Origin of the sequence: Psychrobacillus sp. OK028 (assembly GCF_900103605.1) — a bacterium.
Lineage (GTDB): Bacteria > Bacillota > Bacilli > Bacillales_A > Planococcaceae > Psychrobacillus.
The window spans coordinates 106,176-121,373 of record NZ_FNHY01000006.1; the positions used below are offsets into that span (position 1 = coordinate 106,176).

A 15,198-nucleotide genomic window follows, 5' to 3' on the forward strand; every position below is an offset into this window, starting at 1 on the left:
CCTCTTTCATTTTCTTTATACTATTCCATTACTCCTCTTGTTTTTTAAAAAATAACGATCCACCTATTAAGAACACACCACTAAATAAGAAGATTCCTATTATCCCTACAGAGCCACCAATGACACCGAAAAAAGTGGGGGCCACTAACTGGAAAAAACGATTTGTCGCTATACGAAGTCCTAATAATTCCCCAGTCCTACCAGGCGGTGAAGCGTTATAGGTAGTCGTCATTGAAATTGGTTGACCACAGCCCAAGCCTAAGCCCATTAGAATGGCCAACAAAGCGATTAAATACACCGACTGACTTACGGGTAAAAGTAGAAAAGTAATTCCCGCGATTAAAATAGACAAAAACAAAATGGTATCCCTCTTATAAGTTTCTAATAGTTTCGGCAATACAAAGCGAACAAACATCGTTGCTAATCCTTGTAAAGCTATAATCCATCCAATTGTAGAAGTAGTTAAATTCAACTCTTTGCCCAACAAGGGGAAATATGCTACAAAAATATCTTTGGAATATAATACAAGAGCACTTGAAAACAATGCTTTTCGGATGAATTTATTCTCAAATAGCTTTAATGAATCTATTAATTTTGAAGGTGATCCGGTAGGTTTCTGGGTAACTTTTGAAATTTGGAATGAAAATATAACAGAAATAATACCTATCACTATACAAAAAATATAAACCATCTGAAAAGATACATGCTCTGATAGGTAACCACCGACCAATGGGCCGATGACAGCCCCTAAAGCTACACAAAGACTAAACATACTAAAAAAATAATCTCTATTTTTAGCGTTAGATTGATGTCCCAACAAGTTTTGTAAAGCAATAGGAATACAAATATTCGCGAGTCCTAATAATAATTGACTTGCAAATAACGCCCATATCGCAGTAAATATTGCCGGAACTACCATCCCAGCAATTGCTGCCATAAAACCAAAAATTACTGGAAATCGATCGCCGAATTTATCAATTACTTTTCCTGCATGAATGGAAAATATCATTGGTAATAATGCAAATGATGATGTTAAGATACCTATAATGACAATAGATGCTCCAAACTCATCTGCGGATAATGTTATGACCGGTCTTGTTGCATTTATGATTGTCTGAAACAAAAAAATAAGCAATAAAATGCCCCGTAATTTCATAAGTATCACTTCCTGAAACTTTATTTAAAACAATTAATAAGCATACTTATTAAAAGGAAGGAATTAAATTTAATGAAAAAACCACAAATGACGTTATTTAAATTTAAGGCACTTGATTTCATAGAAAAAAACGCTATCTATGAAGCTGCATACACTTTTAAAAATGCTACTTTCGAAGTTACATCAGAGCGGCCAATTATCATTTTATGTATTGGATCTGATAAAAACATTTCAGATGTTTTCGGTCCAATGGTTGGTACTTTTTTAATAGAAAACAATTTTCCATATAAAGTGTATGGTACACTACAAAATCCTGTAAACGCATTTAATTTAGAGGATACTTTTAATAAGATTATTAATCACTATGAGAATCCATTTATTATAGGAATTGATGCTAGTTTAGGTGAACCGGCTAAGATAGGATATATACAACTATACGATGGACCCATTCATCCTGGATCAGCAATAGGAAATGAGCTACCACTAGTTGGTAATATGCACATAAAAGGGTTTGTAAATACTTCCGTCCCAACCTATCCCGCACATTTTCTAAATGATACGCGCTTATTTCATGTAATGAACATGTCACGAGCAACTGCACATTTGTTAATAACTTGGTCTCAGTTGAATAGTCCTCTTAGACAAAATATCTAAGAGGACTGTTTTTAAAATATTGTAATTCCTCCTGTTAGTAGTGCTACTATAATTAAAACACCTGAACATACAAATGCCCACTTAAAAACATAGCGCTGAAAATCCCCTAAATCTACTTTTAGCATACCTACTAACAATAATGTCGATGCAACTAATGGACTTAAAAAGTGAACAGGTTGCCCTAAGACTGAAGCTCTTGCAATCTCAAGTGGGCTTACACCGTAAGCCGATGCGGCTTCCGCTAGAATAGGCAGAACTCCAAAATAATAAGCGTCATTCGATAATACAAATGTAAACGGTAAACTTGTAATAGCAACTACTAATGGGAAAAATGAACCTACAGACTCAGGAATAATATTCACTAACGACATGGCAATCGCATCTACCATCTTAGTACCCGAAAATATCCCTGTGAAAATTCCAGCAGCAAATACCAGTGTAACAACAGTCAAGGCATTACTTGCATGTGCATCTAAACGATCCTTTTGTAAATCTAAATTTGGATAGTTAATCAATAAAGCGATCATAAATCCTATCATAAATAGGATTGGAGCTGGCAACAGAGCTAAAACTAATACAACCATTACTGAAATAGTTAAGATTAAATTTAACCAAATGAATTGTGGTCTTTTCAAATGGTCCGCACTTTCCACTGATAATGCCAATTCGGGCATACCCCAGCTCTTTATTTCTTTCTCTTTTAGTACAAGAACACCTAATCTTTTTCTTTCTTTTCTTCCGAGTATAAAAGCGATACCTAAAATACATAGCATACCACCAAATAACGTTGGTAAAATTGGTATAAAGAACTCGTTGGCATCTAATCCCAAAGAAGCAATAGCTCTAGTAGCAGGTCCTCCCCAAGGAGTCATTCCGCTCATTACACTTACGGAAAGCATAGAGATTGTACCTAAAATGAGCGGGTTTATACCAATGCGTAAAAACAGTGGCAACATTGCTGAAATAGTAATCATATGTGTAGTAGTTCCATCTCCATCTAATGCAACTAACATAGAAATTAAGGCAGTACCCACAACAATTTTTAATGGATCCCCTTCTACCACTTTAAGCATTTTTTGAATTAAAGGATCAAATAATCCAGCATCTATTAATACCCCGAAAAACAAAATGGCGAATAGTAATAATGCCGCAGAAGGTGCAACAACCTTTAACCCATCTAGCATCATCGTACCTAAATTTTTATAAAATCCTCCCATTAGAGCAAAAACAATAGGCACAAGCACAAGTGCAGTTATTGGTGATAACTTTTTTGTCATGATTAATATTGTAAATACAATAACCATCGATAAACCTAAAAATGTTAACATATATATCCACCCCTTTTTAGAAATCGCTTACATTATGAAAAATAAGAATTTTCCAACAGAAACTATTTACAAGGTTAATATATTTCTTTTTATAAGTAAAATATATATTTTTTTAGATTTATCTACAAAAAAACTTATAATCTACTTTCCTCTTCTTCGTATGTTTGAAGAAACTCGATAAATACTTTAACAATTTTCAAGTTCATAACCTCTTCTTTATGCAGGACCCATGTATCTCGAATAACTGGTTCCTTATCTCGATAATTTAATTCATATCGGTATAACTCATCCGATTTTCTTAAACAAATTTCAGGTAAAATTGATATTCCTAAGTCATTTTTCACCATTTCTTTGCATGTTTCCTGGCGATCTGTTTCCATCGTGACATTAGGGGGATTTTGAAAATGATCATGCCACCAAACCTCTATTAATTCTTTTAAAGACGAATCCGTTTTATATTGAATAAAAGGTAAAGTAGGAATTTCCTCAAAATCAACTTCCTGTTTTGAAATTAAGCATAATCTTTCTTTATGTAGTAATGTTTTAGTACCATGCCATGCGTAGTTTCCACGCATTATCCCAACATGAACACTAGATGAATTTAACAAATCCATTATATGTTTACTCCATCCAGTATGTACTTTAAACTGTATGCTCGGATAATATTCCGAAAATCTCTTCAGTATACGAGGTAACTTATATTGAGCAAAATTACTTGACGCACCAATATTCAAAACACCCCGTAATTCACCATTAACATTTAGCACTTCGTCTTGCACTTGCTTAAGACGCGCCATCATTTCCTCCGCATATTTAATCAAATAGATTCCCTCTGTTGTAAACTCTATTCCTCCCCTAATCTTGTAAAAAATCTTTACTCCAAAACGTTCTTCAATGTTATTCATACGATAAGTAAGCGCTGGCTGTGATAAGTATAATTTCTTAGCGGCATTACTTAAATTTTTTTCCTCACTAATAACAATTAACGAAATCCAATCTTTCTCATCCACCAAATATCATTCCTTTATAAAATATTTTTTCGAAAAAATTAAAAATATATCTATTTTACTTATAACATATCCTCCCATAGGATGGAAATAGACAAAGACATCGGAGGAATGAAAAATGATGAAGATTCCAGTTACAATTATGCGTGGAGGAACTAGCAAAGGAATTTTTATTCTAGAAGAGCATATGCCAACAAGTCGCGATCAATGGCAAGACTTTTTAATGGACTTAATGGGGAGCCCTGACCAAAAGCAGATCGATGGTCTAGGAGGAGCAAATTCGCTAACTAGCAAAGTGGCCATTATTAAGAAATCCACTATTCCGGGAATTGATGTTGAATATACATTTGCACAAGTCAGCATTACTCAACAGACCGTTGATTTTAAAGGAAACTGTGGAAATATATCATCTGCTGTTGCACCATTTGCTATTGAACAAGGTTTAGTCCCTGCTTATTCTCCTCTAACCCGTGTCACTATTTTAAATACAAATACGAATAAATGTATTATTTCTAAAGTCGAGGTACAAAACGGACATGTAATAACAGAGGGTTCTACTGAAATACCTGGTGTTCCCGGAACAGGATCCCCCATTTATTTATCTTTTAAAAATGCAGAAGGTGCCGTTACCTCTAAGCTTTATCCAACTGGTTCGCCAATTGATACGATTACTTGGCGCGGAAAGCAGCTATCGATATCTATTGTTGATTTTGCCAATCCACTAGTTTTTTTACATGCCCAAGATGTCGGCTTAACTGGTATCGAACTTCCGAATGAATACACCGATGAGCAGCTAGCTATGCTGGAAGAAATCCGTAGTATTGCAGCAGAACTATGTGGGTTTTGCTCTAAAGAAGAAGCAACTTTAAAATCCCCTGCAGTTCCGAAAATGACTGTTGTTGCTGCTCCTACTAATTATAAGGATATGTCTGGTCGCTTACAAAAGGCTGATCAACATGATTTACTTATCCGAATGATGTCCATGCAAAAACCTCATGGTGCTTTAGCTATTACAGGTGCTATTTGTACTTCAGCTGCTATTTATTCACAGCAAACTATTCTTAAAGACATAATAGGTCTGAGAAAAGAAATAATACGCTTAGGTCATCCCGCTGGAGTAATGCAGACAAAAATTGTCGTAAGTTTCGGTAAGATTGAAAGTATCACAGTTATCCGAACAGCACGTAAAATAATGGAAGGTTATGCTTTTACAAAGAATGCTTATTCAAGTGTTCCATTAGAAATGGAATATAAAGTCTTTAACAGATAAATGAAAAGCCACATTTCCATATGGAAACGCTGGCTTTTCTACTCGTTGGGGATTATTTCATTGTGATAGTGAACTAATTCACTTTAGAGGTATTTCCACCACAGCCGTTGTAACTAAATCCTCCGATGATTCAATTGAAATTTTCCCGTTGTATTTTTTTACGACTTCCTTCACGATAAATAAGCCTTGACCCCTATCTTTTCCTAGCTCTTCTTTTTTTGTTGAGTGCCCTCGTTTAAAAATTAATTCTTTATCGAGAATTTCAGGTCCAGTATTCGTGACTTTAAACAAATAATGAGTATTATTTGACGAACAATCAATCGTTATTTTCCGCCCTGCCTCTGGCAATTCCATCGTTGCATCCATTGCATTATCGATTAAATTTGATAAAACAATGATTAAATCTGTCGTTTTTATACGATCGAATGTAACGGGCGAAATCGTTATTTCCATATCAATCCGATGATTTAGTGCCGCGACCTTCTTTGTTTGTAACAAAATCGAAAGCCCCGGATGCTCAATATCAGGTTGTATGGATTCAATCGTTTCTACTTCTTTAAAAAGGGAGGATGCATATTGTAGTGCCTTATCCGATTCCCCTATTTTTAAGAGTCCATGTAAAACTAGAATATGATTGGAAAAATCATGTCGTAACGAAGAAACAGAGGTTATTAATGTTTTTATTTCTGTTTGATAGGTAATCTCCGTGTATCCTACTTCCTTTGCGACCTCTCTTCGGTACCATCTCTGCATAAATACAAAAGAACCTATCACGATGAAAATAAAAACACCATTAAATACAAAATTTAAAATATTTCTTTTCAATACGGTCTCTTTAATCTGATTGATCGAATCTGCACTAATATCGATACCTAAATAACCAAGTACCTTGCCTTCTTCGTTTTTTATAGGTGCACCGACAGATAAATAGTCACCGTAATCGGGATCCTTCAGCACTTCAGTTACATATGTCTTTCCTTCATAGGCTAGTTTGACTTGTTCTGCCGGGACTGTGCATGGTTCGCCAATCGGATAATCCATCAAACTATCTATTTTGCCGGAGTAACCCAATATCATTGTTTTAGATACTTTAGGATTATCAATTTCTAGTGTGTAAACATATAACGCATCTAGCTTTTCACGTGCATCAATCAAATAGTTTTGAATTGCTTGATAGTATTCATTTTTCCCTGGTTCACTTAAAAATTTCTGGTACGTTTCGATATCTATAGAGGAAGCAATTGACTGAGCTGCTTTTAAACTTTGATTTGCGATTGATTCTTCGACTGTATTTTTCATTCTTGTGTATGAGATATACACATTTATAGTGGAAAAAAAGAGTAATAAAACAATTAATAAGACAAAGATTATTTTTACTTTATGACTTTTCATATACATACGTACTTCCTTAGCTTATTTCTATTTTAAAAGTAGATTATTCGACAATTATCTTGTAAATAATGTAATTATACAATAGTAAATGCCAAAAAGCTTAATTAACAGTACTTTTTTACCAATAAATTAAATACTAAAGATTATAAAGTTCTAGTCGATAATCAGAATAGAGTCAATAATACATTTTTTAGGTGAATATTTGACATTAATAAGCAATTGAAATATTACTTGAGGTTTACAAAGTGGGAGGATTTAACAGTGAAAATACGGACAAAGCTATTCATTATTTCCATTTGTTTATTACTTATTCCAAGTATCACAATTGGTGTAAGCAGTTATTTTTCGGCTAAAAACAACTTGGATGAGTTAGGGGAAACAACACTTAAAAACGGAGTGGAAATGGCACTCCAGTTAATTGATTCTATGAATTATGCAGTTGAGAACGGGGATATCTCCCTTGATGACGCACAGGAAAAAGTAAAACAATATTTAATCGGGGATTTACAAAGTGATGGTAAACGTACGATATCGTCTAACGTAGATTTAGGTGCGAATGGATACTTTGTAGCCTATGGTGAAGATGGACTAGAAATAGCGCATCCTACTATAGAAGGAACCAATGCCTGGGAAACCCAAGACGTTGATGGAAAATACATCGTACAAGATATCATAGAAGTAGCTCAAAATGGTGGTGGATTTACATATTATAAATGGGACCTACCAAATCAGCCAGATACTGCAGCAACAAAGGTTACTTATAATGCTTTAGACCCGAACTGGGGCTGGGTGATTAGTGCCGGTACCTATATGGAAGCCTTTAACGAGGGTACAAACTCAATACTTAAAACGCTAATTATTACGCTAGCTGTGAGTATTTTGTTAGGTACTATTGTTATTGTGCTATTTTCAAGACATTTAGCAATTCCGATACAGTTAATCGTTGAAAACGTAAAAAAAATCGCTCAACAAGACTTATCCAGCAAAAATATTCAGATTAAAAATAAAGATGAGCTTGGAGATTTGGCTACCGGAATAAACGCAATGACGTCAAATTTAAAAGAAGTTATTGATTCCGTTTCTAGCTCAGCACAGCAAGTAGCAGCAACATCTGAAGAACTTACTGCTAGTAGTGAACAAACTAGTAGAGCTTCAGAGGAAATTACAGTTTCCATTCAGCAAATTTCTTCCGGTCAAGAAAAACAGTTATTTGGTATGGAGGAAGCTAAAAACTCTGTTAGTCAAATTTCAACTAGCATTACTGAAATAACATCGAATATACAGGAAGTAAATGATCTTTCTATTGAAACCTCTAAAGTATCCCTTTCAGGCAATGATGTTATTACGCAAACAGTAGAACAAATGAAACACATCAACAGTCAGAGTACAGTTACAACAGAAGCAATGGTAATGCTTGAACGTAAATCACAAGAAATTGGTGAAATTATTAATGTGATTACTAGTATTGCGGAACAAACAAATTTACTTGCATTAAACGCAGCAATTGAAGCAGCAAGAGCTGGTGAACATGGTAAAGGATTTGCAGTTGTCGCCGACGAAGTACGCAAACTAGCCGAGGAATCTGGAAAGGCAGCTAAAAATATATCTACTTTAATAGGTGAAATCCAAGTCGATACCAAACATACTGTTCAAACAGTGAACGAAGGAAAAACAGCAATAGAGACTGGTATGAGTTTCATTTCCAACGCTGGAAGTACCTTTGAAAAAATAGCAACTGATGTAAGTGTAATAAATAATAAATTATCGATAATTTCAGCAGAAATTCAAGAAATAAATCATAATACAAGTATTCTTGTAAATGAAGTAGACAACACAAAAGATGTTACAGAAAATTCAACCGACTACACTCAAAATGTAGTAGCTGCTGCTGAAGAACAATATGCATCCATGGTTGAAATTACGGCAGCTTCCCGATCTTTAGCAGAAATGTCCGAGAAACTTCAAGATGTTGTTTCCGACTTTAAATTGATTTAAGTATTTATATGTACCAGGCCGTCTTATTCAATTACTTTGTAGTTTCTTTACAATGTTCCTCTCCTCCATTAAACTTTTAAATACAACGTAATTAGTGTATTTTTTAGGTACCATTTCAAGGAGGAATTATGGATGCACAACATTGAACATATTTTAGAAACTAGAGATTTCATAATGAGTAAGACAGACCACCGTCCTGTGATCGGAATGATTCTAGGCTCAGGCTTAGGGACACTTGCTGATGAGATTAAGAACCCGGTCAAGATTCCTTATAGTGAAATTCCTCACTTTGCAAAGTCCGAAGCTATAGGTCATGCCAATGAACTTGTTATTGGTGAATTAAATGGAAAAATAGTTGCTGCTATGAAAGGCCGTTTTCATTATTATGAAGGTTTTACTTTGGATGAAGTAACCTTCCCAGTACGTGTCATGAAAGCACTTGGTATAGAAAATGTAATTATTACAAATGCCTGTGGTGCCGTGAATACAAGTTTTAAGCCAGGTGACTTAATGTTAATTACGGACCACATTAATTTAGTAGGGAGCAATCCATTAATTGGTCCAAATAATGACGAATTAGGAACTCGTTTCCCTGATTTATCAGAGGTATATAACAAAGAGCTACGTAGTATAGCAACTAAGGTAGCGAATGCACAAAACATGCAATTGCAAGAAGGAGTATATGCTTGGTGGAGTGGACCTACTTACGAAACTCCGGCAGAAATCCGTATGTTCCGCACATTAGGAGCGGACGCAGCAGGTATGTCAACAGTACCAGAAGCAATTGTAGCAACCCACGGTGGTATGAAAGTACTTGGTATTTCCTGCATAACGAATATGGCAAGCGGAATATTAGATCAACCACTAAATCACGAGGAAGTAATTGACGTTGCTGGGAAAGTTAGAGTTAAATTTGTTGGATTAGTTAAAGGAATTTTGGAAGAGATTTAAATAGATAGTTTAAAAAAGAGTGGTCCAACGGATCACTCTTTTTTGTGCTACCATAGCTGAAAGGAAGCGAAGAAAGGATGTTTCAATTCCTTTAGCACCCGTTACCCGAGAATTTATATAATCTGTCTCTCTACATTAAGTAATAGCAAATGTTAGCAGAGTCTAAAGGATGGCTATTTCTGTGATAGAATAGACCAGAAAGAATGTAATTCTCTTTCCGAGTTTTATCCAAAAGAAAGGAAGATACATTAATATATATGAACAAACAGTGGTTTATTTATTTCATTCTCATACTCTGCGTTATTGCATGGGGAAGCAATTTCGTATTCGGCTCTATTTTAGTCGATGTATTTGATCCAAGCATCATTGCATTTATTCGATTAATATTTATTCTTATATTCCTATTTTTTATGACATTTAGAAATATAAAAAACCAAAAACTTAATTTCCATGACTATATATGGTTAGCTGTAGCTGGTTTTGTAGGAATATCATTAAACCAGTGGAGTTTCTACGCAAGCCTTCAATATACGGAGCCAGTTACCGCAGCATTAATCCTCGCTTTATCACCAATAGTAACCGCTCTACTCTCCTCTTATTATTTTAATGAGAGAAAGAAACTTCAATTTTGGATTGGCTCATTTGTTGCTTTAATAGGTGTGTGGTTAGTCATTACAAAAGGATCTTTTCTAGTACCAAACTTTGGTAAAGGAGAGTTATTAATCACTTTAACGATGCTTTCTTTTTCAGTGTTTTTAGTATTTGTACAACATTTATCGAAAACAATACATCCTTCAAGCATCACTTGGTATAGCAATGTCTTCGGTTTAATAGGTATACTACCTTTTGTACCTTGGCATAAAACCAATATTATATTCTCGGTACCATTCTCCTATTGGTTGTTACTAATAATTACTGCAATCATCATGCATGGTTTATGTACGTATTTATGGAATAACTCTATTCATAAAGTTGGTGCTACAAAAGCTGCACTTTTGCTAAACCTTGAACCATTCGTTGCAATGGTGTTCGGTCTACTCCTATTAGGTATGAGCATCCAACTTCTACAACTTATTGGCGCTTTTGTGATTGTAATAGGCGTTTCCATATCACTTCAAACGAAAAATAAAACGTAACAATAGGGCTAGGAAAGAGATGAAAATTTTAACGACTTTAAAGTGACAGTTTCTAACTGAAGTAATCTGACATATATGCAAAAAGAGTGATCCCATGGGACCACTCTTTTTTTGCTGTCATAGTTGATTGTAGGTAAGAAAGAAGTTTCCAATGAAAATTGCTCTTAAGCCATTTTACTGTTATTCACGTCTACATTATCCACAACAACATCCGTTTCAATCTTATTCGCTTTATTATTTTTTGCCTTAATAAAGAACATGATTGTCAAAATAACCGTTAATACGATTCCCCCGTAGAATGAGAGCTTCAAGTCTAAGCTAAATCCAATCTTAGCATTTAAGATATAGACAAAAACCATATAAGTGATAAAGAGTGCTGGGACTAGAGACACAAAATAGTTCTTCCCTTTAATGAACAAATACATCGTCGCAATCCATAAGGCGATTGCCGCTGTCGCTTGGTTTGCCCAAGAGAAGTATCTCCACAAAATGTTGAAGTCAATTTGCGTTAGAGCAGCCGATATAACAAACAATGGAACTGCAATCATCAAACGTTTTGCAATTTTTTTCTGATCTATTTTTAAGTAATCTGCAATGATCGAACGTGCAGCACGGAAAGCTGTATCACCTGAAGTAATCGGCAGTACGACTGCACCTAGTACTGCGATTGTTCCACCAATAGCTCCTAATAAGGTCATAGACACTTCATTGACAACTGCAGAAGGTGTCCCTGTTTTGATAAACTCACTTAAAGTTTGTCCGTCCAACAAACTCATTGCCGCAGCAGCCCAAATCATCGCAATGACAGCTTCCGTAATCATCATGCCATAAAATACATAACGACCTTGGGATTCTTTTTCGACTGTTCGAGAAATAATTGGTGATTGCGTCGCATGGAAACCAGATAGTGCACCACAAGTAATAGTAAAGAATAGAATCGGGAAAATCGGCACATTATCAGGATGCATATTCGTTAACGACAATTCTGGAATTTTATAATCAGAGAACAGTAAAGCAACACCAACTCCAACAGTACCAATCAATAGTATTGCGCCAAAGTATGGGTAAAGTCTACCGATAATTTTATCAATCGGAAGAATCGTAGATAAGAAATAATAAATAAAAATAACTGTAATCAATATCCATAGTGCAACTTTACCGTCCATTAAAATGGCTAGTAATGAAGCTGGCGTCGTCACAAATACAGTTCCGACCAATAAAAGAAGCAATAAAGCGAAAACGTTTACAATATGTTTCGAAACATTACCTAAGAACTTTCCAGCAAGCTCTGGAATATGGGCACCCTTGTTTCTAATAGAAATCATACCCGTTAAATAGTCATGCACAGCTCCTGCAAAAATTGCTCCGAACACAATCCATAAGAAAGCTACTGGTCCGAATAAAGCACCCATAATTGGTCCAAATATTGGACCTGTTCCAGCTATATTTAAAAGCTGAATGAGCGCATTTTTTTGTTTATGCATCGGAACGTAGTCGACTCCATCTGCATTTGCATATGCAGGTGTTTTTCGAGCATCTGTAGGATCAAATATCTTTTCAATGAATTTCCCATACGTAAAGTAGGCAATAATTAATAATATAATTGCACCAAAAAATGTAATCATGTGAATCCCCCTCTTTTAATCTCTTTTTTCTCCCCTATGTAATTAGTTTAGATTAAATATTCGAAAATAGGACTTTTTCGGGCTAACATGCAATTTTAAGAGTTTAACATGCAAATAGCGGTGGATAACAGGTTCTTACAATTCCAAACGCTTCCGTAAATCCTTCACGTAATTTCTACTAACCGAAAGCTTCTGATCTAACCCTTCTAATTCAAGTTGATATGCACCGTTAAACCATGGAGTTAATCGGCTGACGTACTTCAGATTTACGAGATATCCTTTATGAATCCGAAAAAACGAAAATGGTGATAAACGACTTTCTAACTCTTTCAACGTTGTCCGAACATCATAATTTTCAGTTTGCGTAACGATTTTCGTTACTTTGTCATCTCGATATATATACAAAATCTCTCGCGGCAGAATATAATGAATATCGCCACCTGTTTCTATTGCCAATTTACCAAGCTTCTCTAGATTGTCAACCGTTTGTGCAGGAGATAGCATCTTTTCAATTCGTTCAATCGTTTGATTAAGCTGTCTTTCATCATACGGTTTCAATAAATAGTCGACTGCATTAATTCGAAAAGCCTCCGCTGCAAATTGGGGATAAGCTGTCGCAAAAATGATGAGTGGTACTTTTTTTAATTTCACTAAAGTTTTAGCTACTTCTATTCCGTTCATTTTAGGCATCTCGACATCCAGAAACACAACATCCGGTTGAAGCTGTAGTGCCTTTAAAACAGCAGCCTCCCCACTCTCAGCCTCCGCAAACACCTGTACGTTCGGAAACTTAGATAGTAAATACTTTAATTCCTCCCGTGCATATCGTTCATCATCTACAATTAACGCATTAATCGTTCCCATTAAACGTCTACCCCCAATTTAGGAATTCTAAAGGAAATAGCTGTCCCTACATTCTCTTTGCTTGAAATCGTTAAAGCTGCTGAGTCGCCAAACGTCATGAGCAAGCGACGATTTATATTAAATAGTCCAACACCAGTTCCCGATTCAGACTCAAGCTCCATATTGCCTAAAACGGCGAGTCGCTCAGGTAAAATCCCTTTCCCATTATCCTCCACCTTAATTTCAATTTTTCCATCAATGTCTCGCACCGTCATTTGAACAACACTATTATTCTCCATGTCTTTAATACCATGGTTGATAGCATTTTCCACAATTGGCTGCAATGTAAACGGAGGAATCTTTTCACACAATAAAAGATCATCCACATCGTATAAAATGGTTAGTCTATCTATAAATCTAGCTTCTATAATTTCTAAATAAGCTTTAACATGCAACAACTCTTGCTCTAGTGTTATTTGAGAAGCAGTTGTCCCCGTAACATTTTGACGCAAAAAGTAGGATAAGGACGTCAGTAGTTTACGAGCTTGATCAGGATCTGTACGTATTAATGACACAATAATATTCATCGAATTAAACAAGAAATGGGGGTTAATTTGTGCCTGTAACGCTTTTATCTCAGCCTCTTTTGCCAACTGATAAGCATAATCAGTTTCGGCCATTTCCAGTTGGTTGCTTAATAGCGAGCTCAATCCAACGATTAATTCGATATTATCATTTGTGATAACTTTTTCAGATGGATAGTACAACTTAAGTGTACCAATCGTTTCCCCCCGTCGAACGAGTGGGACAATGACTGCTGCTCCTAGTTTACAACCAGGATAATCACAGTGAATAGTGCCATCTTTAACAACTACCACCTGTCCATGGTGAATGACATCTTTCGTCTCGTCGGTTCGTATCGAGCTACCGACTTTATGATGATCACTCTCTAGTCCAATATGAGCAAGAATATCCGTTTGGTTGGTCATGCCAACAGCACTTGGTTGTAATTCACGAAACAGAATATTACAAACGGCTTGTGCCGTGTCCGTGTTCATACCTGTACGTAAGTAGCTTAGCGTCTGATTGGCAATGCGTAACATTTTCTGCGCCTGCAATGCTACTACTTTCTCTTGTTGGCTGATCACATTCTGTACGATTAATATAAATAACGCAGCACCCACACCATTCGCTAAAATCATCGGGATACCAATGACCTTAACTAGTGTAAGTGCTTGCTCAAATGGTTTAGATACCAACAAAATCATAGACATTTGCATCGCTTCTGTTAATGCCCCGATAGCAAATACAGTGAGTGGCTTAAGCGCTCTCCCTTTCCGGTAAAAAACACCCGCAATCAATCCTGCAATGATTGTTGAAACACCACAGGAGATAGCTGTAAATCCACCCAATGTCATTCGATGTATACCTGCAATCAGACCTGCACCAATCCCCACACGATAGCCACCCAATAGACCCGCAACGACTACGCCGATGACACGCGAATTTGCGATTGCCTCCTCAGATGTTAATACTTGGGATACACTATTAAAATGCAGTGTATTCGTATCGAGTGCAATTCCAAAATAAGTTCCTACAATACCAAAGAATCCAAAAAACAAAATCGCCGTAATCTCCTGCTTGCGATTCAATTTATCACGATATATTAAGTTTTTAAAAAACTGAAAACGAGTCAAAATGAAAGCTACTGTAACAATCATACCAACTCTCTCAAGCATTATTACAAGCAAGTCCAACAACGGAATCCCACCTTATTTTTTAAAAACAGATTAGTTAAATTATACTTGAAATAAGTGAGAATAAGAATATCTATATTTTCA

Annotated in this window: 12 protein-coding genes; 5 read left to right on the forward strand and 7 right to left on the reverse strand. The window is 35.7% G+C overall.

What is annotated here, in order from left to right; genetic code table 11:
* Nucleotides 1-28: 28 nt before the first annotated feature.
* Nucleotides 29-1,156, reverse strand: a complete 1,128-nt coding sequence (locus BLR36_RS11615) for an MFS transporter (RefSeq protein WP_093061901.1) — start codon at nucleotides 1,154-1,156, stop codon at nucleotides 29-31.
* A 72-nt stretch (nucleotides 1,157-1,228) separates the two neighbouring features.
* On the opposite strand from BLR36_RS11615, the gene yyaC reads away from it, so the two are divergent.
* A complete protein-coding gene (gene yyaC, locus BLR36_RS11620; RefSeq protein ID WP_093061902.1) occupies nucleotides 1,229-1,810 on the forward strand; it encodes a spore protease YyaC in 582 nt (193 codons plus the stop codon).
* 11 nt (nucleotides 1,811-1,821) lie between these two features.
* On the opposite strand, the gene BLR36_RS11625 is transcribed toward yyaC, so the two are convergent.
* Together BLR36_RS11625 and BLR36_RS11630 are read right to left on the reverse strand one after the other, a co-directional pair.
* Entirely contained in the window at nucleotides 1,822-3,138 is a 1,317-nt protein-coding gene (locus tag BLR36_RS11625) for a CitMHS family transporter (RefSeq protein ID WP_093061903.1), read from the reverse strand.
* Nucleotides 3,139-3,272: 134 nt separating this feature from the next.
* Complete coding sequence (locus tag BLR36_RS11630) at nucleotides 3,273-4,148, reverse strand: LysR family transcriptional regulator (RefSeq protein WP_093061904.1); 876 nt, start codon at nucleotides 4,146-4,148, stop codon at nucleotides 3,273-3,275.
* 115 nt (nucleotides 4,149-4,263) lie between these two features.
* Between BLR36_RS11630 and BLR36_RS11635 the strand changes: the two genes are divergently transcribed.
* Nucleotides 4,264-5,415, forward strand: a complete 1,152-nt coding sequence (locus BLR36_RS11635) for a 2-methylaconitate cis-trans isomerase PrpF family protein (protein ID WP_093061905.1) — start codon at nucleotides 4,264-4,266, stop codon at nucleotides 5,413-5,415.
* A 78-nt stretch (nucleotides 5,416-5,493) separates the two neighbouring features.
* On the opposite strand, the gene BLR36_RS11640 is transcribed toward BLR36_RS11635, so the two are convergent.
* Nucleotides 5,494-6,807, reverse strand: a complete 1,314-nt coding sequence (locus BLR36_RS11640; RefSeq protein WP_093062050.1) for a GHKL domain-containing protein — start codon at nucleotides 6,805-6,807, stop codon at nucleotides 5,494-5,496.
* Nucleotides 6,808-7,068: 261 nt separating this feature from the next.
* Here BLR36_RS11640 and BLR36_RS11645 point away from each other — a divergent pair, with 261 nt between their 5' ends.
* The 3 genes from BLR36_RS11645 to BLR36_RS11655 all read left to right on the forward strand — a co-directional run bounded on the left by BLR36_RS11645 (nucleotide 7,069) and on the right by BLR36_RS11655 (nucleotide 10,889).
* On the forward strand, nucleotides 7,069-8,802 hold the full coding sequence (locus BLR36_RS11645) for a methyl-accepting chemotaxis protein (protein WP_093061906.1): 1,734 nt from the start codon (nucleotides 7,069-7,071) through the stop codon (nucleotides 8,800-8,802).
* 132 nt (nucleotides 8,803-8,934) lie between these two features.
* Nucleotides 8,935-9,753: a purine-nucleoside phosphorylase gene (locus BLR36_RS11650; RefSeq protein ID WP_093061907.1), complete on the forward strand. Its 819-nt coding sequence runs from the start codon at nucleotides 8,935-8,937 to the stop codon at nucleotides 9,751-9,753.
* A gap of 257 nt (nucleotides 9,754-10,010) precedes the next feature.
* Nucleotides 10,011-10,889, forward strand: a complete 879-nt coding sequence (locus BLR36_RS11655; protein ID WP_093061908.1) for a DMT family transporter — start codon at nucleotides 10,011-10,013, stop codon at nucleotides 10,887-10,889.
* Between the two features lie 164 nt (nucleotides 10,890-11,053).
* Here BLR36_RS11655 and BLR36_RS11660 read toward each other — a convergent pair whose 3' ends face one another.
* The 3 genes from BLR36_RS11660 to BLR36_RS11670 form a co-directional block, all read right to left on the reverse strand.
* Entirely contained in the window at nucleotides 11,054-12,514 is a 1,461-nt protein-coding gene (locus BLR36_RS11660; protein WP_093061909.1) for a carbon starvation CstA family protein, read from the reverse strand.
* Between the two features lie 135 nt (nucleotides 12,515-12,649).
* Entirely contained in the window at nucleotides 12,650-13,378 is a 729-nt protein-coding gene (locus BLR36_RS11665) for a LytR/AlgR family response regulator transcription factor (RefSeq protein WP_093061910.1), read from the reverse strand.
* Nucleotides 13,378-15,117 carry a sensor histidine kinase gene (locus BLR36_RS11670; RefSeq protein WP_093061911.1) on the reverse strand — a complete coding sequence of 580 codons (1,740 nt, stop codon included), beginning with the start codon at nucleotides 15,115-15,117 and terminating at the stop codon, nucleotides 13,378-13,380. The genes BLR36_RS11665 and BLR36_RS11670 overlap by 1 nt, the downstream gene beginning before the upstream one ends.
* Between the last annotated feature and the right edge of the window lie 81 nt (nucleotides 15,118-15,198).

Excerpts from the sequence above, each read along its gene's own strand:
- BLR36_RS11660 (WP_093061909.1), bottom strand. The coding sequence starts at position 12,514 with ATGATTACATTTTTTGGTGCAATTATATTATTAATTATTGCCTACTTT.
- BLR36_RS11640 (WP_093062050.1), bottom strand. The coding sequence starts at position 6,807 with ATGAAAAGTCATAAAGTAAAAATAATCTTTGTCTTATTAATTGTTTTA.
- BLR36_RS11665 (WP_093061910.1), bottom strand. The coding sequence starts at position 13,378 with ATGGGAACGATTAATGCGTTAATTGTAGATGATGAACGATATGCACGG.
- BLR36_RS11655 (WP_093061908.1), top strand. The coding sequence starts at position 10,011 with ATGAACAAACAGTGGTTTATTTATTTCATTCTCATACTCTGCGTTATT.
- BLR36_RS11635 (WP_093061905.1), top strand. The coding sequence starts at position 4,264 with ATGATGAAGATTCCAGTTACAATTATGCGTGGAGGAACTAGCAAAGGA.
- BLR36_RS11650 (WP_093061907.1), top strand. The coding sequence starts at position 8,935 with ATGCACAACATTGAACATATTTTAGAAACTAGAGATTTCATAATGAGT.
- BLR36_RS11625 (WP_093061903.1), bottom strand. The coding sequence starts at position 3,138 with ATGTTAACATTTTTAGGTTTATCGATGGTTATTGTATTTACAATATTA.
- yyaC (WP_093061902.1), top strand. The coding sequence starts at position 1,229 with ATGAAAAAACCACAAATGACGTTATTTAAATTTAAGGCACTTGATTTC.
- BLR36_RS11615 (WP_093061901.1), bottom strand. The coding sequence starts at position 1,156 with ATGAAATTACGGGGCATTTTATTGCTTATTTTTTTGTTTCAGACAATC.